Source organism: Streptomyces sp. NBC_01260 (genome assembly GCF_036226405.1).
Lineage (GTDB): Bacteria > Actinomycetota > Actinomycetes > Streptomycetales > Streptomycetaceae > Streptomyces > Streptomyces laculatispora.
In genome coordinates this window covers 4,127,583-4,146,002 of the sequence record NZ_CP108464.1, presented here as the reverse complement: position 1 = coordinate 4,146,002, position 18,420 = coordinate 4,127,583, and the positions used below count along the sequence as shown (strand labels likewise).

The 18,420-nt window shown below is 69.6% G+C and carries 17 protein-coding genes and 1 tRNA gene; 8 read left to right on the top strand and 10 right to left on the bottom strand.

Annotated elements, in window-relative coordinates:
- Positions 1-27: 27 nt before the first annotated feature.
- Positions 28-1,203, top strand: coding sequence for an acyl-CoA dehydrogenase family protein (locus OG322_RS18460; protein WP_124284515.1), 1,176 nt, complete (start codon positions 28-30; stop codon positions 1,201-1,203).
- A 137-nt stretch (positions 1,204-1,340) separates the two neighbouring features.
- Here OG322_RS18460 and OG322_RS18455 read toward each other — a convergent pair whose 3' ends face one another.
- The 4 genes from OG322_RS18455 to OG322_RS18440 all read right to left on the bottom strand — a co-directional run bounded on the left by OG322_RS18455 (position 1,341) and on the right by OG322_RS18440 (position 4,832).
- Positions 1,341-1,685 carry a rhodanese-like domain-containing protein gene (locus OG322_RS18455; protein WP_123460406.1) on the bottom strand — a complete coding sequence of 115 codons (345 nt, stop codon included), beginning with the start codon at positions 1,683-1,685 and terminating at the stop codon, positions 1,341-1,343.
- Positions 1,686-1,731: 46 nt separating this feature from the next.
- A complete protein-coding gene (locus OG322_RS18450) occupies positions 1,732-2,757 on the bottom strand; it encodes a J domain-containing protein (protein ID WP_329306694.1) in 1,026 nt (341 codons plus the stop codon).
- A 58-nt stretch (positions 2,758-2,815) separates the two neighbouring features.
- The gene (locus OG322_RS18445; RefSeq protein WP_123460407.1) at positions 2,816-4,267 is read right to left on the bottom strand and encodes a DUF2252 domain-containing protein; all 1,452 of its coding nucleotides are present in this window, start codon (positions 4,265-4,267) and stop codon (positions 2,816-2,818) included.
- A 217-nt stretch (positions 4,268-4,484) separates the two neighbouring features.
- On the bottom strand, positions 4,485-4,832 hold the full coding sequence (locus OG322_RS18440) for a winged helix-turn-helix transcriptional regulator (protein WP_123460408.1): 348 nt from the start codon (positions 4,830-4,832) through the stop codon (positions 4,485-4,487).
- 146 nt (positions 4,833-4,978) lie between these two features.
- Here OG322_RS18440 and OG322_RS18435 point away from each other — a divergent pair, with 146 nt between their 5' ends.
- Entirely contained in the window at positions 4,979-5,590 is a 612-nt protein-coding gene (locus OG322_RS18435) for an FMN-dependent NADH-azoreductase (RefSeq protein WP_329306693.1), read from the top strand.
- A gap of 352 nt (positions 5,591-5,942) precedes the next feature.
- Here the strand turns inward: OG322_RS18435 and OG322_RS18430 are convergent.
- Positions 5,943-6,025: transfer RNA gene (locus OG322_RS18430), tRNA-Leu, on the bottom strand.
- A 317-nt stretch (positions 6,026-6,342) separates the two neighbouring features.
- On the opposite strand from OG322_RS18430, the gene OG322_RS18425 reads away from it, so the two are divergent.
- From OG322_RS18425 to pknB, 6 genes are all read left to right on the top strand, one after another.
- The gene (locus OG322_RS18425; RefSeq protein ID WP_329306692.1) at positions 6,343-7,236 is read left to right on the top strand and encodes a DUF3662 and FHA domain-containing protein; all 894 of its coding nucleotides are present in this window, start codon (positions 6,343-6,345) and stop codon (positions 7,234-7,236) included.
- Between the two features lie 10 nt (positions 7,237-7,246).
- Complete coding sequence (locus OG322_RS18420; protein WP_123460411.1) at positions 7,247-7,762, top strand: FHA domain-containing protein FhaB/FipA; 516 nt, start codon at positions 7,247-7,249, stop codon at positions 7,760-7,762.
- 129 nt (positions 7,763-7,891) lie between these two features.
- Positions 7,892-9,388: a Stp1/IreP family PP2C-type Ser/Thr phosphatase gene (locus OG322_RS18415; RefSeq protein ID WP_123462173.1), complete on the top strand. Its 1,497-nt coding sequence runs from the start codon at positions 7,892-7,894 to the stop codon at positions 9,386-9,388.
- A 23-nt stretch (positions 9,389-9,411) separates the two neighbouring features.
- On the top strand, positions 9,412-10,830 hold the full coding sequence (locus OG322_RS18410; protein ID WP_329306691.1) for an FtsW/RodA/SpoVE family cell cycle protein: 1,419 nt from the start codon (positions 9,412-9,414) through the stop codon (positions 10,828-10,830).
- Positions 10,827-12,290, top strand: a complete 1,464-nt coding sequence (locus OG322_RS18405; protein WP_124284517.1) for a peptidoglycan D,D-transpeptidase FtsI family protein — start codon at positions 10,827-10,829, stop codon at positions 12,288-12,290. Before OG322_RS18410 ends, OG322_RS18405 begins: the two co-directional genes overlap by 4 nt.
- 167 nt (positions 12,291-12,457) lie before the next feature.
- Entirely contained in the window at positions 12,458-14,461 is a 2,004-nt protein-coding gene (gene pknB / locus OG322_RS18400) for a Stk1 family PASTA domain-containing Ser/Thr kinase (RefSeq protein ID WP_124284518.1), read from the top strand.
- A 141-nt stretch (positions 14,462-14,602) separates the two neighbouring features.
- Here pknB and OG322_RS18395 read toward each other — a convergent pair whose 3' ends face one another.
- The 5 genes from OG322_RS18395 to OG322_RS18375 are packed head-to-tail and all read right to left on the bottom strand — an operon-like array spanning position 14,603 to position 18,407.
- The gene (locus OG322_RS18395; RefSeq protein ID WP_123460415.1) at positions 14,603-15,331 is read right to left on the bottom strand and encodes a class E sortase; all 729 of its coding nucleotides are present in this window, start codon (positions 15,329-15,331) and stop codon (positions 14,603-14,605) included.
- Between the two features lie 34 nt (positions 15,332-15,365).
- Positions 15,366-16,811, bottom strand: a complete 1,446-nt coding sequence (locus OG322_RS18390) for a class E sortase (protein ID WP_124284519.1) — start codon at positions 16,809-16,811, stop codon at positions 15,366-15,368.
- Positions 16,808-17,446, bottom strand: a complete 639-nt coding sequence (locus tag OG322_RS18385; RefSeq protein WP_124284520.1) for an aminodeoxychorismate/anthranilate synthase component II — start codon at positions 17,444-17,446, stop codon at positions 16,808-16,810. The genes OG322_RS18390 and OG322_RS18385 overlap by 4 nt, the downstream gene beginning before the upstream one ends.
- Positions 17,443-17,625 (bottom strand): hypothetical protein, encoded by a 183-nt coding sequence (locus OG322_RS18380; RefSeq protein WP_329306690.1) that lies wholly within the window; start codon positions 17,623-17,625, stop codon positions 17,443-17,445. Before OG322_RS18380 ends, OG322_RS18385 begins: the two co-directional genes overlap by 4 nt.
- Before the next feature lie 56 nt (positions 17,626-17,681).
- Positions 17,682-18,407 carry a class E sortase gene (locus OG322_RS18375; RefSeq protein WP_329306689.1) on the bottom strand — a complete coding sequence of 242 codons (726 nt, stop codon included), beginning with the start codon at positions 18,405-18,407 and terminating at the stop codon, positions 17,682-17,684.
- Positions 18,408-18,420: the final 13 nt, after the last annotated feature.

Genomic DNA, 18,420 nt, shown 5'->3' with positions numbered 1-18,420 from the left:
CGCAGCGGTTCGCGGGAGGCCAGGACAGTGGACTTCACCTTCACCGAGGAACAGCAGGCAGCCGCAGAGGCGGCACGAGCGGTCTTCTCGGGCGTCGAGCCCGACGCGGTTCCCAGCCCCGCACTCGTACCGGGTGCGGTGGCCGAGGACATCGACAGGCCGCTGTGGGCCGGTCTCGCCGCCGGGGATCTGCTGAGCCTGACACTGTCGCCCGAGCACGGCGGAGCCGGCCTCGACCTGATCGCGCTCTGCCTGGTGCTGCGCGAGTCCGCGAAGGTCCTTGCGCGGGTCCCTCTGCTGGAGACGTGCGCGGTCGCGATGACGCTCCAGCGCTACGGGGACCAGGAGCTGGCCGCCGAGCTGCTGCCCGGCGTCGGCCGCGGTGAGCTGGTCCTCACCGTCGGAGCCAATGGGCGCACCGGCCACGATCCGGCCGAACTCGCCGTCACGGCCCGCCCGGCCGACGACGGGCGCGAGGCCGACGGGGACGCCGGCGACGGCTCCGAAGCTGTCTGGGTACTCGACGGTGTGCAGTCGGCCGTGCCGTGGGCGCAGGCGGCGGACTGGATCGCGGTGCCCGCCCACACCGGGGACGGCCGGGCCGTTCTGGCCCTGATCCGCCGCGGCCACGACGGCGTCACCATCGCCGAGCAGGTCTCCACCAGCGGTGAACTGTTCGGCGAGGTACGGCTGGACGCGGTACGGATCGCCCGCCGCGAGCTGATCGACGCCGCCGGGGCCTGGGAATGGCTGCACGCGCTGCTCACCACCGGAACCTGCGCACTCGCGCTGGGCCTGGGTGAGGCCGTCCTGGCCATGACGAGCCAGTACACCGGAAAGCGCGAGCAGTTCGGCTTCCCCGTGGCGACCTTCCAGTCCGTCGCCGTACAGACCGCGGACCGATACATCGACCTGCGGGCCATGGAGGTGACCCTCTGGCAGGCGGCCTGGCGGATCGCCACCGGCGGGAGTGGCACGCTGCCCGCTGCGGGCGATGTCGCCGTGGCGAAGATCTGGGCATCCGACGGGGTCCGCCGGGTCGTGCAGACGGCACAGCACCTGCACGGCGGCTTCGGCGCGGACACCGACTACCCCCTGCACCGCTTCCACGCCTGGGCGAAGCAGATCGAGCTCTCCCTCGGCCCGGCCGCGGCCCACGAGGAGGCACTGGGCGACCTGCTGGCCGCGCACTCCCTCGACTGAACTCGACTGAACGCACCGGCGCCGAGGAGCCCGGACAAGGCCCGGGTCAGGAGACGCCTTGGCCGGGGGCCGGACAACGCCCCCGGCCAGAAGAAAGAGGGCAGGGACCGAGGAGGCCCCGCCCGAAGAAGCCCCGGTCAGACGACGAAGGCCGGGTTCCCGCTGTCGGTGACCATCGGGCGCCCGGCACCGTCCCAGGCGAGCATTCCGCCGTCGATGTTCACGGCGTCGATGCCCTGCTGCACCAGGTACTGGGTGACCTGGGCGGACCGGCCGCCGACCCGGCACATCACATGCACGCGCCGGCCGTCCTGGGCGGCCTCGGTCAGCTCACCGAAGCGGCCCACGAAGTCACTCATCGGAATGTGCAGGGCACCGTCGACGTGCCCGGCCGCCCATTCGTCGTCCTCCCGTACGTCCAGCACGAAGCCGTCCGCCGGCACCGCCGCGACATCGACCGTGGGAAGCGGGCCGAAATTCATGGGTCATGCCTTCTCTCGTCAATACGCTCCGAAGTCACCGGAAACGCTACTGCACCAGACCTGCCAGTTCAGCCTCGCGCTGCGACACCTCGCCCAGCAGCTGATCGGCGATCTCCTCGAGCAGGTGATCCGGATCGTCCGGGGCCATCCGCAGCATGGCGCCGATCGCACTCTGCTCCAGCTCCTGGGCGAGCACCGTCAGCAGTTCCTTGCGCCGGGTCAGCCAGTTCAGCCGGGCGTAGAGCTCGTCGGCCTCGCCGAGCTCCGCCTCCGGGACTGCCGGCCCGGCCGCCCACTCCTGGGCCAGTTCCTTGAGCAGTGCCTCGTCCCCACGCCCGTACGCGGCGTTGACGCGGGTGATGAACTCGTCCCGGCGGGCCCGCTCCTCCTCGTCCTGGGCCAGATCCGGATGGGCCTTGCGCGCAAGCTCGCGGTACAGCTTGCGGGCCTCCTCGGTCGGCCGGACCCGCTTCGGCGGCCGGACGGGCTGCTCGGTCAGCATCGCGCTCGCCTCGGGGGACAGCCCGTCGGAGTCCATCCAGTCGTGGAACAACTCGTCGATACCCGGCATGGGCATCACGATCGCCCGCGCCTCCTGCGCCTTGCGCAGATCCTCGGGATCGCCGGTCCTCGCGGCCCGTGCCTCCGCGATCTGCGCGTCGAGCTCGTCGAGACGCGCGTACATCGGGCCAAGCCGCTGGTGGTGCAGCCGGGAGAAGTTCTCCACCTCGACCCGGAAGGTCTCCACCGCGATCTCGAACTCGATCAGGGCCTGCTCGGCCACCCGCACAGCGTGCGCGAGCCGCGCCTCGGGCCGCGCCTGCCCGGCAGTTCCGCCGCCGGCACCGTCAGCGGTTCCGGCGGCCTCGGCCTCGCCGGGCGCCGCGGTACCGGGCTCCGCGGCGCCGGCCTCTCCAGTACCGGGCTCCGCGGCGCCGGCGGCCGGGGCTCCGGCGGGAGCGGTCTCCGTGTGCGCGTCGGCCGGGCGGCCGGGCTGCTCGTGCTGCCGGTCGTCGTCCTGCCGGTCATCGTCGTTCCGGGTGGTCGGCACCCCGGCGGCTTCGTGGGTCACCCGTCCAGCGTATGGCCACGGCCCGTGCCCCGGGGACGCGCGGTCGGCGGAACGGGCGTCACACCCCCGGCTCGGCGGCTATCCGGCCCGCGCCGATCGCCCGCTCGAGCTCGGCATGATCCGCCTCAGTACGGTCCGCGTAGGTCACCGCGAACGCCGCCATCGCCTCGTCCAGCTCGTCGTTCTTGCCGCAGTAGCCCGCGATCAGCCTCGGATCGGCGCTGTGCGCGTGAGCGCGGGCCAGCAGCGCGCCGGTCATCCGGCCGTAGTCGTCGACCTCGTCGGCTGCCAGGGCCGCCGGGTCGACGCTGCCCTTGCGGTTCCTGAACTGCCTTACCTGGAAGGGCCGCCCGTCCACGGTCGCCCAGCCCAGCAGGATGTCGCTGACGACCTGCATCCGCTTCTGCCCCAGCACCACCCGGCGCCCCTCGTGCACCACCTCCGGCACGTCGAACCCCACGGCGGGCAGATGGGGCGCCAGCACCGAGGGCCTGGCCTCCTTCACCTGCAGCACCAGTGGCTCACCCCGGTGATCCAGCAGCAGCACCACATACGACCGGGTGCCCACACTCCCCGTGCCGACCACCCGGAACGCCACATCGTGAATCGCGTACCGGGCGAGCAGCGGGACCCGGTCCTGCGAGACGGTGCACAGATAGTCGCCGAGCCCCGCCGCCACGGACGCGGCCTCCTCGTCCGGCACCCGGCGCAGCACCGGCGGTGCGTCGATGAATCGGCGTCCGCCGTCCTCGGAGCCCTCCGTGGACTTCGCGGCGAAGCGGGCGCTGGTGTTGTTGCGGGCCTTCTCCGAGACCCGCTCCAGCGTGCCGAGCAGATCCCGCGCGTCCGTGTGCGAGACGAGTTCCTCGTCGGCGATGGCATTCCAGGCGTCGAGCGCCGGCAGCTTGGCCAGCAGCCTCATCGTCCGCCGGTAGGCGCCCACCGTGTCGTACGCACCCCTGCGACAGGTCTCCTCGTCCGCGCCCACCTCGCGGCCTGCGAGCACCAGTGAGGTGGCAAGGCGCTTGAGATCCCACTCCCAGGGGCCGGTCACCGTCTCGTCGAAGTCGTTCAGGTCGATGACCAGGCTGCCCCGCGCATCGCCGTACAGCCCGAAGTTGGCCGCGTGGGCGTCCCCGCAGAGCTGGGCGCCCACCCCGGTGACGGGGGTGCCCACCAGGTCGTGGGCCATCAGCCCGGCCGAACCCCGGAGAAAGGCGAACGGGGTGGCAGCCATCCTCCCCACCCGGATCGGCGTGAGCGCGGGCACCCGGCCCCGGTTCGACTCCTCGGCCGCCCGCACCGCATCGGGCCGGTCCGCAGGCAGGACCAGCGAGGCGTGCGAGGACCGGGGCACACGCTCACGCAGCGCCTTGCCCGCATCTCTCGGTGATTGCGGGCCGCCCCGGTCCATCGGGTGAGCGCGGCGGGCGAACCCGGGCACCACCGGAATGCGCGGATCGTCCGTCACGGCCCGCCGCACCGGCACTGTCGCTTCGACCTCACCCATGGCGCACAGCTCCCCCGACCTCGCTCGAAGCCGCCGTCCGGCCCCCCGGTCCCACATCAACTACCGACGACGCTACCGCCGTTCACCGGCGTCCGTCTGCCCCTGTGGATGACCGGTGGATGACCGGCCGGACCGCCTGTGGACAACTCCAGCACCTGCCCCCAATGCCCGCTCCGCCGGTCCCCGTACACAGCAGCCCGTCGGCCGGCAGCGGCCGTCAACAGCCGCCGTCACCGTCCTTCAGATGCTTCTCCGCCCAGCGCCCCAGCTCCTTGAGCGCGGGCTCCATCGCGGCACCGGCCTGCGTCAGGCGGTACGAAACCCTGAGCGGCGGACCCTCGTCGACCTCCCGGACCACCAGGCCCGCTGTCCCCAGTTCGGACAGCCGGTCCGAGAGCATGCGCTCGCTGATGCCCGGAATCGCCCGCCGCAGATCGGCGAAGTGCACGGGCTGCTGAAGCAGCACGGAGACGATCGGCCCCGTCCAGCGCTTGCCGAACAGCTCGAAGACGCGAGTGATGCTCACGTCGACCCGCCGGCACGCCTGCTCGCTGTGATCCGCCATACGCCCAGGGTACTGCGCCGCCGTGAGGGACTTACGATTCGTAAGTCCCTATGTTATTAATAGGTACGCACGAAAACTTGGGTCGCCTCACCGGCCCGCCACCCCACCGAACCCCGCCACGCCACCGACACCCCGTGGAGACCCCCATGGCCACACTGCTGCACCTCGACTCCGCCGCATTCCCCCAGGGCTCCGCGTCGCGCGAGGTCACCGCCGCATTCGTCCGGGCCTGGAGCGAGCAGCACCCCGACGGGCAAGTCGTCTACCGCGATCTCGCCGCCGACCCGCTGCCGCACCTGAACGCCGCGGCTGTCGCCGCCGGCGCCGAGCACCCGCTGCGTGGCGAACTCGCCGCCGAGCTGGCCGCTGCGGACGCGGTCCTGATCGGTGCGCCGATGTACAACTTCACGATTCCGTCGACGCTGAAGGCATGGCTCGACCACGTGATCATCGCCGGGCACAACATCGGGCCCGACAGCCCGGTGGCCGGCACCCCGATCACGGTCGTCGCCAGTCGCGGCGGTTCCTACGCCGCCGGCACCCCGCGCGAGGGCGCCGAGTTCGTCCAGAACTATCTGGCGACGCTGCTGACGTCCATGTTCGCCGCCGAGGTCGACTTCATCGTCCCGGAGCTGACCCTGGCCCACAGCAAGCCGGAGATGACCGAGCTCATCCCGCTCGCCGAGACCTCCCGCGCCAAGGCGCTCACCGACGCCGCGGAGAAGGCCAAGAGCCTCGCGTCCCGGCTCGCCGCCTGAGACACCCGAGATACCTGAGACGTCCGAGACGTACGGGAGCCGCGACCCGAGCCGTGAGGCCATGGCGCATGCGACAAGGAAGGCCGGAGTCAACGGACCCCGGCCTTCCCGCATAACGATCCCAGCACTCCCGGCCCCGCGCCGACCCGGCCCGCATCCCCGCCGACGCCCCCACCAGTGCCCAGCGGCAGCCCCACCGACAGCCTCACCAGGGAGAACCAATCGGGCGTTTCACGTGAAACCAAGCCCGGCCCCCATCCCCACGAGCCCCGGCATCAGCCCTGCTGTGCCCCGAGTCGGAGAGCAAACCGAAGAAGCCCCGCAGACCATGGTCTGCGGGGCTTCCCTGTTGTGCGCGAGGGGGGATTTGAACCCCCACGTCCCTAAGGACACTGGCACCTGAAGCCAGCGCGTCTGCCGTTCCGCCACTCGCGCAAGAGTGGTGTTTCCAGCGACTCTCACTTTTCGGTGCGAGCCCCTGGCGACATCCGGAAGATTAGCACGCTGGACAGGGTGGATTCACATCCGTTTGTTTCGCCGAACGCCTGACGGGAACCGGGAACCCGGAGCGGACGCCCCCCACTCCTCCTGAGTGCACCCAAGGTGCGGGACACTGTCAGGAGGCCGCCTCTACGATCCGTGTGAGGGGGGACACTCATCCGCAGTGCAGACAAGGGGAACCAGCCGATTTCCCGACGCGTGGATACGATCAGTAAGCAGTACAGGGACGACGACACCGGAGGAGGTGCCCCATGGGAGTCATGAAGCGTTTCGAGCAACGTCTCGAAGGTCTCGTCAATGGCACTTTCGCCAAGGTCTTCAAGTCCGAGGTGCAGCCGGTCGAGATCGCTGGAGCCCTCCAGCGGGAGTGCGACAACAACGCCACCATCTGGAACCGCGAGCGGACCGTCGTCCCCAACGACTTCATCGTCGAACTCAGCGCCCCCGACTACGAGCGGCTCAGCCCGTACTCGGGCCAGCTGGGCGACGAACTCTCGGGCCTGGTGCGGGACTACGCCAAGCAGCAGCGGTACACCTTCATGGGCCCCATCAAGGTCCATCTGGAGAAGGCCGACGACCTCGACACCGGGCTCTACCGGGTACGCAGCCGCACTCTGGCATCGAGTTCGTCACAGCAGGGCCCGCCCGACCAGCAGGGGTTCCAGAACCAGTCCGGACAGCCGGCCCCGTCCGCGCGTCCCGGTCATGGTCGCCCCGCCGCCCCGCAGGCCCCTGGCGGCTACGGCTACCCGCCCACCTCCGCCCCGCCCATGCCCGCGGCCCCGCCGCCGGGCTCCGGGCGTCCCGCGACACCCTCATCCGACCGGCGCCCGCCGGCCAATCCCAGCCCCCTGCCGAACACGCAGGTGCGACGCTGGATCGAGATCAACGGCACCCGCCATCAGATCTCCCGCCCGACGTTGGTGATGGGCCGCAGCACCGACGCCGACGTGCGGATCGACGACCCCGGCGTTTCCCGCCGGCACTGTGAGATCCGGACCGGAACGCCCTCGACGATCCAGGATCTCGGGTCTACCAACGGCATCGTGGTAGACGGGCAGCACACAACCCGCGCTACGCTCCGCGACGGCTCGCGGATCGTCGTGGGCAACACCACCATCGTTTACCGGCAAGCCGAAGGGTGAAGCGGGGGCAATGTCAGAGCTGACCCTTACGGTCATGCGGCTAGGTTTCCTGGCTGTTCTGTGGCTGTTCGTGATCGTGGCCGTCCAGGTCATCCGAAGCGACCTGTTCGGAACGCGCGTGACGCAGCGCGGCTCACGCCGCACCGCGTCCGACGCGCGCCCGCCACAGGCACGCCAAACCGCCGCGGCACCGCCGCAGCAACGTCAGCAACCCGGCCGCCAGCGCCGGGGGGCACCGACCAAGCTGGTCGTCTCCGAGGGCACTCTCACCGGCACCACGGTGGCGCTCCAGGGGCAGACCATCTCGCTGGGCCGGGCCCATGATTCAACGATCGTGCTGGATGACGACTACGCGTCCAGCAGGCATGCCAGGATCTACCCCGACCGTGACGGCCAGTGGATCGTCGAGGATCTCGGGTCCACCAACGGCACGTATCTGGACCGGACCCGTCTCACCACCCCGACGCCTGTTCCGCTGGGCGCGCCGATCCGGATCGGCAAGACCGTCATCGAGCTGCGGAAGTAGTACGACAATGAGCGAGCGGAGCGAGCGAGCCGCGGCGGCCCGGGCATCGGACCCGGCCGGGCTCCCGACCGGAGGGTGGGCAGTGTGGCTCGAGACCGGCTGTACCCCGAGCCGACGGGCGAGGTGCGCATGAGTCTTTCCCTGCGCTTCGCCGCCGGATCGCACAAGGGCATGATCCGGGAAGGCAACGAGGACTCCGGCTATGCCGGACCGCGCCTTCTCGCCATCGCCGACGGAATGGGCGGCCAGGCAGCCGGTGAGGTCGCCAGCTCCGAGGTGATCTCCACGCTCGTCCAGCTGGACGACGACGTACCTGGCTCCGACATCCTCACCTCGCTCGGTACGGCGGTCCAGCGGGCCAACGACCAGCTGCGCATGATGGTCGAGGAGGACCCGCAGCTGGAGGGCATGGGCACCACGCTCACCGCCCTCCTCTGGACCGGTCAGCGTCTCGGCCTCGTGCACGTCGGCGACTCACGCGCGTACCTGCTGCGTGACGGCGTACTGACCCAGATCACGCAGGACCACACCTGGGTCCAGCGACTGGTCGACGAGGGCCGGATCACCGAGGAGGAGGCCACCACCCACCCGCAGCGCTCCCTGCTGATGCGCGCGCTGGGCAGTGGCGACCACGTCGAACCCGACCTCTCCATCCGCGAGGTCCGGGCCGGCGACCGTTACCTGATCTGCTCCGACGGCCTCTCCGGCGTCGTCTCCCACCAGACGATGGAGGAGACGCTCGCCAGCTACCAGGGCCCGCAGGAGACCATCCAGGACCTGATCCAGCTCGCCCTGCGCGGCGGCGGCCCGGACAACATCACCTGCATCGTCGCGGACGTCCTCGACGTCGACAGCAACGACACCCTGGCCGGGCAGCTCAACGACACCCCGGTCATCGTCGGCGCGGTCGCGGAGAACCAGGCCGCCCAGCTGAACGACGGCGGCGCGATGGAGACCCCCGCCGGACGCGCGGCAGGCCTCGGCCGTCCCGTCCCGCCTCCCTCGGGCGGCTTCGGCCCCCCCGGCAGCGGTGACGACGCCGGCTACGACGGAATGCCGGACGGATCCTTCGGGTCCTACTCCGACGACGACTTCGTCAAGCCCGGCGGCCGCAAGTGGCTCAAGCGGTCGCTGTACACCGTGCTGGCGCTGGCGGTCATCGGCGGCGGTCTGTACGGCGGCTACCGCTGGACCCAGACCCAGTTCTACGTCGGCGCGAAGAACGACAACGTCGCGCTGTACCGGGGCATCAGCCAGGACCTCGCCTGGGTCTCGCTCTCGAAGGTGGAGGACGACCACCCCGAGATCGAACTCAAGTACCTCCCGCCCTACCAGCGCAAGCAGGTCGAGGCGACCATCGCCGAGGGCAGCCTCGCCGACGCCCGCGAGAAGGTCACCGAACTCTCCACCCAGGCGACCGCCTGCAAGAAGGACGCACAGCGCCGCGCGGCCGAGAAGAACGCTCTCAGCGACGAGGGCCAGGCCGGCAGTACGGACACGGACGCCACCAAGACGTCCTCGACGTCCGGCGCCACCAAGACCAAGCAGACTTCAGCGACTCCCACTCCTGGTCCCAGCCTCTCGGAGGAAGAGAAGAAGCTGGTCCCGCAGTGCGGTAAGCAGTAAAGCCGTAGGGGGCCTTCAGCACTATGAGCGTTGTCACCAACACGACCACGATCGGCGCGATCGACGCACCGAGCCGGCGCAACACCGAACTGATGATGATGGTCTTCGCCATCGGCATCTCGGTGTTCGCCTACGCCAACGTGGGCCTCGCCATCGACGGCAAGCTGCCCTCCGGCATGTTCGGATACGGGCTCGGCCTGGTCCTGCTCGGCGGCGTGGCCCACCTCGTGGTGCGCAAGTTCGCCCCGTACGCGGACCCGCTGCTGCTGCCGCTGGCCACGCTGCTCAACGGGCTGGGGCTGGTGCTGATCTGGCGGCTGGACCAGTCGCAGCGGCTGATCAACCGGGCCGAGTCCGCGTGGGGCAAGTTCACACCCGACGCCCCGAAGCAGCTGATGTACTCCGCGGTCGGCGTCGCGCTGCTGGTCGCGGTTCTGATAGTCCTGAAGGACCACCGCATCCTGCAGCGTTACACCTACATCTCCATGGTGGCAGCGCTGGTCCTGCTAATCCTGCCCATGTTCTTCCCCGCGGTGAACGGCGCGAAGATCTGGGTCAGCCTCGGCCCCTTCTCCATCCAGCCCGGCGAGTTCGCGAAGATCATCATCGCGATCTTCTTCTCCGGCTACCTCATGGTGAAACGTGATGCCCTGGCCCTCGCCAGCCGCCGCTTCATGGGCCTCTACCTGCCCCGCGGCCGCGACCTCGGGCCGATCCTGGTCATCTGGGCGCTGTCGATCCTGATCCTGGTCTTCGAGACCGACCTCGGGACGTCGCTCCTGTTCTTCGGCCTCTTCGTGATCATGCTGTATGTCGCCACGGAGCGGACCAGCTGGATCGTCTTCGGCCTGCTGATGTCGGCGGCCGGCGCCGTGGGTGTCGCCACCTTCGAGCCGCACGTGCAGTCGCGAGTGACCGCATGGCAGGATCCGTTCGCCTGCTACTCCACCGACGTGAGCGGCGCCTGCGAACAGATCTCCAACGCGATCATGTCCTTCGGCTCCGGCGGCACTCTGGGCACCGGCTGGGGCCAGGGCCACTCCGACCTGATCGGCTTCGCCGCCAACGCCGACTTCATCCTCTCCACCGTCGGTGAGGAACTCGGCCTCGCCGGAATGATGGCCGTCCTGCTGGTCTACGGTCTGATCGTCGAACGCGGCGTCCGTACCGCACTCGCCGCCCGCGACCCGTTCGGCAAGCTCCTCGCGATCGGCCTCTCCGGCGCCTTCGCCATCCAGGTCTTCGTCGTCGCCGGCGGTGTCATGGGCCTCATCCCGCTGACCGGTATGACGATGCCCTTCCTCGCCGCCGGTGGATCGTCCGTGATCGCCAACTGGGCCCTGATCGGGATCCTGATCCGCATCAGCGACACCGCGCGCCGCCCCGCCCCGGCCCCCGCACCCTCCTCCGACGCCGAGATGACCCAGGTGGTCCGCCCGTGAACAAGCCCCTGCGCCGGATCTCGGTCTTCTGCGGAATCCTCATCCTGGCTCTGCTCGTACGCACCAACTACCTCCAGTACGTACGGGCCGACGAGCTCAACACCCGCGACGAGAACCGCCGGGTCCGTATCGAGCGGTACGCACACGAGCGCGGCGACATCATCGTCGACGGCGGCAAGGCCGTCACCGGGTCCAAGGAGACCAAGGACAGCGACTTCAAGTTCAAGCGGGTCTGGCAGGACGGCCCCATGTGGGCCCCGGTCACCGGCTACTCCTCGCAGGCGTTCGACGCCTCGCAGCTCGAGAAGCTTGAGGACGGCATCCTCACCGGCAACGACGACCAGCTCTTCTTCGACCGCACCCTGTCGATGTTCACCGGCAGCAAGGACAAGCAGGGCGGCAACGTCGTCACCACGCTCAACGCCGCCGCGCAGAAGGCCGCCTTCACCGGGCTGGGTGACAAGAAGGGCGCCGTCGCCGCCCTCGACCCGCAGACCGGCGCCATCCTGGCGCTCGCCAGCACGCCCTCGTACGACCCCTCGACCTTCGCGGGCAACTCCAACAAGGACTCCAAGGCCTGGCAGGCGCTCCAGAAGGACAAGGACAAGCCGATGCTCAACCGGGCATTGCGCGAGACCTACCCGCCCGGCTCGACCTTCAAGGTCGTCACCGCGGCGGCCGCCCTGGAGAACGGCCTCTACACGGACATCGACGCGAAGACGGACTCCCCGCTGCCCTACCGCCTTCCCCTGACCACCGGGAACCTGGAGAACGAGGGCAACATCCCGTGTGAGAACGCCTCGCTCCGGGAAGCGCTGCGAATGTCCTGCAACACCGTCTTCGGCAAGATCAGCGATGACCTCGGCAACCAGAAGATGATCGACGAGGCCGCCAAATTCGGCTTCAACAAGGACGTCTTCACGCCGGTCCGCGCCACCGCGAGCATCTACCCCAAGGACAACCGGCCGCAGAACGCCATGGCGGGCATCGGCCAGGCGTCCAACCGCGCCACCCCGCTCCAGATGGCGATGGTCGCCTCCGCGGTCGCCAACGACGGCAAGCTGATGCAGCCGTACATGGTCGCCGAGCGCCAGGCCCCCAGCCTGGACGTCATCTACACCCACGAGAAGGAACAGCTCAGCCAGCCCCTCTCGGGTGAGAACGCCCAGAAGCTCCAGGAAATGATGAAGACCGTCGTCGAGACCGGAACGGGGCAGAACGCCAAGATCCCCGGCGTCACCGTCGGCGGCAAGACGGGTACGGCTCAGCACGGTCTCAACAACAGCGAGAAGCCGTACGCCTGGTTCATCTCGTACGCGAAGACCGACAGCGGCTCTCCCGTCGCCGTCGCCGTGGTCGTCGAGGACAGCAAGGCCAACCGCGACGACGTCTCCGGTGGCGGCCTGGCCGCCCCGATCGCGAAGGCCGTCATGAAAGCGGTCATCGACGGCAAGAAGTGACGCCCATCACGCCGGGCACCATATCCGCACGTTGGGATACCGGTCGGATATCAGCTATGGGCTGCGGGCTGATCAGGTAGTGCGCGGCCGGTAGCGTATGCGCGGACAGCACACCGCCGGACCGCACACCGGTGCGGTCAGGACTGACGGAGAGGGCTGGAACAGTTATGGAAGAGCCGCGTCGCCTCGGCGGCCGGTACGAGCTGGGCTCGGTGCTCGGCCGTGGTGGCATGGCCGAGGTATACCTCGCCCACGACACCCGGCTCGGCCGCACCGTAGCTGTGAAGACGCTGCGGGCTGATCTTGCCCGCGACCCGTCCTTCCAGGCCCGGTTCCGCCGTGAGGCCCAGTCCGCCGCCTCGCTCAACCATCCGGCGATCGTCGCGGTGTACGACACCGGTGAGGACTACGTCGACGGGGTCTCGATCCCGTACATCGTCATGGAGTACGTCGACGGCTCGACGCTCAGGGAGCTGCTGCACTCGGGCCGCAGACTGCTGCCGGAGCGCACCCTCGAAATGACGGTCGGCATCCTCCAGGCGCTGGAGTACTCGCACCGTGCGGGCATCGTCCACCGTGACATCAAGCCGGCCAACGTCATGCTGACGCGCACCGGCCAGGTCAAGGTCATGGACTTCGGCATCGCCCGCGCCATGGGCGACTCCGGTATGACGATGACCCAGACCTCGGCCGTCATCGGCACCGCCCAGTACCTCTCCCCGGAGCAGGCCAAGGGCGAGCAGGTCGACGCGCGATCGGACCTGTATTCGACGGGTTGCCTGCTCTATGAGCTGCTGACGGTCCGGCCGCCGTTCATCGGCGACTCACCTGTCGCGGTCGCCTACCAGCACGTACGGGAAGAGCCGCAGACCCCCAGCAACTTCGACCCCGAGATCACGCCCGAGATGGACGCGATCGTGTTGAAGGCCCTGGTCAAGGACCCGGACTACCGCTACCAGTCGGCCGACGAGATGCGCGCCGACATCGAGGCCTGCCTCGAGGGCCAGCCGGTCGCCGCCACCGCGGCGATGGGCGCGGCCGGTTACGGCGGCTACGACGGTTACGGCAACGACCAGCCCACCACCGCCATGCGCCCCGCGGACCAGAACGGCGCCCAGACCTCGATGCTGCCCCCGGTCAATCCGGACGACGGCGGCTACGCCCACGACGACCGGCCCGACCGCCGCCGTCAGAAGAAGAGCAACACCTCGACGATCCTGCTGGTCGTCGCGGGCATCCTGGTGCTGATCGGGGCGGTCCTGATCGGCAAGTCGGTCTTCGGTGACTCGAACAACGGCGGCGACACGTTCGCCGCGCCCAACATGGTCGGTTCGACCGTCAAGGGCGCGAAGAGGCTCGCCGACAACACCAACATCGTGCTCAAGCAGGGTCCGAAGGAAGCGTGCAAGGACCAGCCCAAGGACAAGATCTGCCGCCAGACCCCGACGCCTGACGAGAAGATGAAGGAGAACGACACCCTCACGGTGTTCGTCTCCACCGGCGCGCCGAAGGTCACTGTCCCGGACGTCACGGAGAAGTCCGAGGACAGCGCGCGCAAGCTCCTCGAGGACCAGGGCTTCACGGTCACCGTCAAGTCGGTGGAGTCCGCCGAGAAGACGGGGACCGTCCTGGACCAGTCCCCGAAGGGCAACGCCAAGGCCGAGAAGAACTCCGAGGTCAAGCTCTCGGTCGCGACGGAGGAGCTCCTCACGGTGCCGGGCCTGGACGGCCGCTCGTACGACGAGGCTCTGACACAGCTGACACAGCTCGGTTTCACCAACGTCGCCAGGACCGACACCGACAGCGAAAAGCCCGCGAACGAGGTGATCGGCCAGACCCCGGAAGCCAACTCGAAGGCGGGCAAGGACGCCGCGATCATCCTGAAGGTGTCCAAGGGTCCGCCGGAGCCGACGACAAAGCCCGTTCCCGAGGTCAGGACGACGAAGGTCTCCGAGGCCAAGCAGATCCTGAACGATGCCGGCTTCACGAACATCCAGTTCGCGGAGGGCAGCTCGGACAACGACAACGCCAGGGTGACCGGCATCGACCCGCAGCCGAACACCCAGGCCGACCCGGCGAACACCACCGTCACCCTCACCACGATGGGCGGCGACGGTCCCGGCGGCGGAGACGGGAACATCTTCGGCGGCCCGTCCGGCTCCCGGCACTGACCCACGTCTCACCCCGTCCGCGCATCCGGCACGGACACAGCGCAGGGCCCCGGCACCGCAACGGTGACCGGGGCCCTGTGCTGTGGTCCGGACGGAGTGAGGGGAAGGGGAGAGGGGACGGGGAGAAGAGGGGGACGCGCGTCAGCGCAGCTCCGCCGGCTTCGTACGGTCGCGGTCGACCTTCTCCGTACGGACCAGCTCGCCCCACACGATGTAGCGGTACTTCGACGTGAAGACCGGCGTGCACGTCGTCAGCGTGATGTAGCGGCCGGGCTTCTTCTTGCCCGAGCCCTTCGGGACCTCCTGGAGCACGTCGACGTTGTACTTCGATGTCTCCGGCAGCTCCTTGAAGACCTTGTAGACGTACCAGGTGTCCTTGGTCTCGAAGACGACCGCGTCCCCGGTCCGCACCTTGTCGATGTTGTGGAACTTCGCCCCGTGGCCGTCCCGGTGGGCGGCCAGGGTGAAGTTGCCCTTCTCCGCAGAAGGGAGCGCCGACTTGACCGGGTCGGTGTAGTAGCCGGCGATGCCGTCGTTGAGGTTCTCGGTGTCGGTGCCCTTCTTGACGAGCACCTCGCCGTTCTTCATCGACGGGACGTGCAGGAAGCCGATGCCGTCCTTGGTGTCCAGCGCCCCCGGGCCGCCGGCCCAGCGGTCGCGGACGGTGTGGCCCTGCTTGGTGGCCTCGCGGTCGGCGAGCACGTTCGTCCACCACAGGGAGTAGACGACGAAGAGCCCGAGCACCAGGCCTGCGGTGATCAGGAGTTCGCCGAAGACACTGACCGCGGTCGCGACGGGATGGCGGCCCCTGCGCCGCACCGGGGGCGCGGACTCGCCGGTCTGCTCTTGGTCCTCGGTCCTCGCTGCCACCGCACCGTCCCTGTCGTGATGATGTTCAGCCCGTTCAGCCCACGAGCGCGTCGGGCTTTCCCTTGCTGCGCGGCCGTTCGTCGACCATCTTGCCCCAGACGATCAATCGGTACGTACTCGTGAATTCGGGCGTACAGGTCGTCAATGTGATGTACCGACCGGGCTCGGTGAACCCCGACTGCGGCGGCACCGGGCCGATCACCGACACATTGGACGGCGAGGTCTGGGGCAGCACGCTCGTCATCTCGTACGTGTAGTAGGCGTCCTGCGTCTCGACCACGATCGGGTCGCCGGGGCGCAGCCGGTTGATGTAGCGGAAGGGCTCGCCGTGGGTGTTGCGGTGGCCGGCCAGCGCGAAGTTGCCCTGCTTGGCCGACGGCATCGCCGTGCGCAGCGGCTTCTCGGAGTAGTGGCCGACCATGCCGCGGTCGAGCACCTTGTCCTTGCTGGTGCCCTCGGCGATCGGCGTGACCACGTCCAGCTTCGGGATGTGGATGATGGCGAAGCCCTGCCCGGCCTCGAAGACACCGGGGGCACGTTTGCCGCTGGCCCAGTCGTCCTGGATCTTGTGCGTCTCGTTGCCGGCGATCTGGTCGGCGCGCACGTTGGTCCACCACAGCTGGTACGTGACGAACAGCAGCATCAGGACGCCCAGCGAGATGAACAGTTCGCCGACCACCCGGCTGACCACGACGGCGGGGCTGTCCTTGGCCGCCCGCGCCGCCCGTCGCGCCTCGACCCGCGACATCGGCTTCGCGGCGGCGGCCTGCCCGGACGCCGGCCCCGGCTGCGGGTCGGGACGCCTGCGGCCGCGGCCCTTGGCCGCACGGCGGCGTTCGGCCCGGCCCCCGGTGCCCGGCGCGGCACCGGCCGCGCCCGTCTGCGGACCCACGCCGATTCCGCCGCCGGCCTCATCGGTGGTCCTCGGTTCCTCTTCCACGGATTCCACCGTTGCGACGGCCGGTACGGCTGCCATGGCCGGCAGGGCTGCCATGACTTCCGTGGCGCCCTCGGCCGCCGGATCACGTTCCGGTTGCGGGCGGTGTGCCGTTCGCGCGGGGGGGACTATTCGCCGGGTGTCCGGGGTCCTGGTGTCCGGGGTCCGCAGTGCGACGGTCTCGTCCTGCCGAGGGGGCACTGCGGCCGGGGCCGCCGGGACGGGCGCCTGCCGCCCGTACCAGTCCCGTTCGTATCCCTCGGGGTCGTACCACTCGCGCGGAGGTTCCTGAGCCGCCTGCGGCCCGTGTGGCGCCTGCGCAGACGGCGTACCGGCGCCGCCCGGTCCGCCGTCCGGGCCCGCCGTTCCCCCGAGAACGTCCTCCGCCCGGGACCAGGGGGAGGCGTGCTCCCCCGGCAACGGATCGTTCAGCGGGTCCGCCAGCTGGCCGACCGCCGCCTCGAACGCGCCTGCGGCCCCGTGCGTCCCCTCTTCGGGCGGGCCGTCCTGACCGGCGTCGCGTCCGTGGCGGGGTGGGGTCACGCGACGGCCTTGCCCACCACCGGCGCGAGCCCCGCCGACCTCTCGACGGCTCCGGCGTCACCGCACTGCGCCAGCCAGTTCGCCAGCATCAGGTGGCCGTGCTCAGTGAGCACCGACTCCGGGTGGAACTGCACTCCCTCGACCGCCAGCTCCCGGTGCCGCAGCCCCATGATGATGCCGTCGGCCGTGCGCGCGGTGACCTCCAGCTCCTCGGGGACCGTGTCCGGTTCGGCGGCGAGCGAGTGGTAGCGGGTCGCGGTGAAGGGGGAGGGCAGACCGGCGAAGACGCCCTTGCCCTCGTGGGTCACCGGGGACGTCTTGCCGTGCAGCAGTTCGGGGGCGCGGTCCACGACACCGCCGTACGCCACCGCCATCGACTGCATCCCGAGGCAGACCCCGAAGACCGGGACGCCGGTCGCCGCGCAGTGCCGCACCATGTCGACGCAGACGCCCGCGTGCTCGGGGGTGCCGGGGCCGGGCGAGAGCAGAACGCCGTCGAAGCCGTCCTGGGCGTGGGCCGTGGTCACCTCGTCGTTGCGCAGCACCTCGCACTCGGCGCCGAGCTGGTAGAGGTACTGGACGAGGTTGAAGACGAAGCTGTCGTAGTTGTCGACGACCAGGATGCGGGCGCTCATCGGCCGGCCCCCGTCGCGCCCGCGCCGTCGACCGTCACATCGCCGAACGGAAGCAGCGGCTCCGCCCACGGGAAGACGTACTGGAACAGCACATAGACAACCGCCACGGCGAGCACGAGCGAGATGAACCCGCGCACCCACGCGTTGCCCGGCAGATGACGCCAGATCCAGCCGTACATGCTGACCCCTCCATTCGGTACGGGACCAGACTAAAGGGCCGGGGCAGGGCCGTGGGTCAGCTGTGGAAAGCTGCCGGCCTTCCTTCGGTCACGGGCTGGGTCGCGTCCAGGTGCGCCCAGGCGATCAGCCGGTGGCTGCTGCCCCACTCGGGCTCGCAGGTGGTCAGCGTCAGGTAGCGGCCGGGCCCGTCGAAGCCGGACTTGCGCGGGACGGGGTCGATGACGCCGATATCGCTCGGAACGGTGCGGTAGGGCTTCTTGTCGATGCGGTACGTGAACCACGTCGTCCCGTCCGTCAGCAGCACCGGGTCCCCGGGGCGCAGCTTCGGGAAGTCCTTGAAGGGATCGCCGTACGTGCGGCGGTGACCGGCGACCGCGAAGTTGCCGGTGGCTCCGGGACGGGCGGTGCCGCGGTAGTGCCCCAGGCCCTTCTGCAAGGTCTTGACCTCCGTGTTCTCCAGGACGGGCCACTCCCAGCCCTTTCCGAAACGGGGTATGTAGAGCATCGCGAACGGCTTCCCGTCGCGGTACGCCCTGGGAGCCGGGGGCTTCGGACCCGGCGATGACGGTGCGGTCGGCGGTGCGGTCGGCGATGCCGACGGGGCGGGCGCGGACACCGTCCCCCGCGCCCACTGGCGCTGCAGGTCGTCGATCTGTCCCTCGGTCGCACCGGCGGCCTTCACCCCGGTCCAGAACAGTACATACACCACAAACAGCACGATCAGGGCACCGATCGTGATGCACAGTTCGCTGAACGTCCTGACGATCAGTCGCACCGACACCGGTCGGCCTCCC

Bases quoted from the DNA above. Each gene is read 5' to 3' on its own strand.
- OG322_RS18455 (WP_123460406.1), bottom strand. From the start codon at position 1,685: ATGAATTTCGGCCCGCTTCCCACGGTCGATGTCGCGGCGGTGCCGGCG.
- OG322_RS18435 (WP_329306693.1), top strand. From the start codon at position 4,979: ATGGCCACACTGCTGCACCTCGACTCCGCCGCATTCCCCCAGGGCTCC.
- OG322_RS18440 (WP_123460408.1), bottom strand. From the start codon at position 4,832: ATGGCGGATCACAGCGAGCAGGCGTGCCGGCGGGTCGACGTGAGCATC.
- OG322_RS18415 (WP_123462173.1), top strand. From the start codon at position 7,892: ATGAGTCTTTCCCTGCGCTTCGCCGCCGGATCGCACAAGGGCATGATC.
- OG322_RS18425 (WP_329306692.1), top strand. From the start codon at position 6,343: ATGGGAGTCATGAAGCGTTTCGAGCAACGTCTCGAAGGTCTCGTCAAT.
- OG322_RS18380 (WP_329306690.1), bottom strand. From the start codon at position 17,625: ATGTACGGCTGGATCTGGCGTCATCTGCCGGGCAACGCGTGGGTGCGC.
- pknB (WP_124284518.1), top strand. From the start codon at position 12,458: ATGGAAGAGCCGCGTCGCCTCGGCGGCCGGTACGAGCTGGGCTCGGTG.
- OG322_RS18385 (WP_124284520.1), bottom strand. From the start codon at position 17,446: ATGAGCGCCCGCATCCTGGTCGTCGACAACTACGACAGCTTCGTCTTC.
- OG322_RS18410 (WP_329306691.1), top strand. From the start codon at position 9,412: ATGAGCGTTGTCACCAACACGACCACGATCGGCGCGATCGACGCACCG.
- OG322_RS18420 (WP_123460411.1), top strand. From the start codon at position 7,247: ATGTCAGAGCTGACCCTTACGGTCATGCGGCTAGGTTTCCTGGCTGTT.
- OG322_RS18445 (WP_123460407.1), bottom strand. From the start codon at position 4,267: ATGGGTGAGGTCGAAGCGACAGTGCCGGTGCGGCGGGCCGTGACGGAC.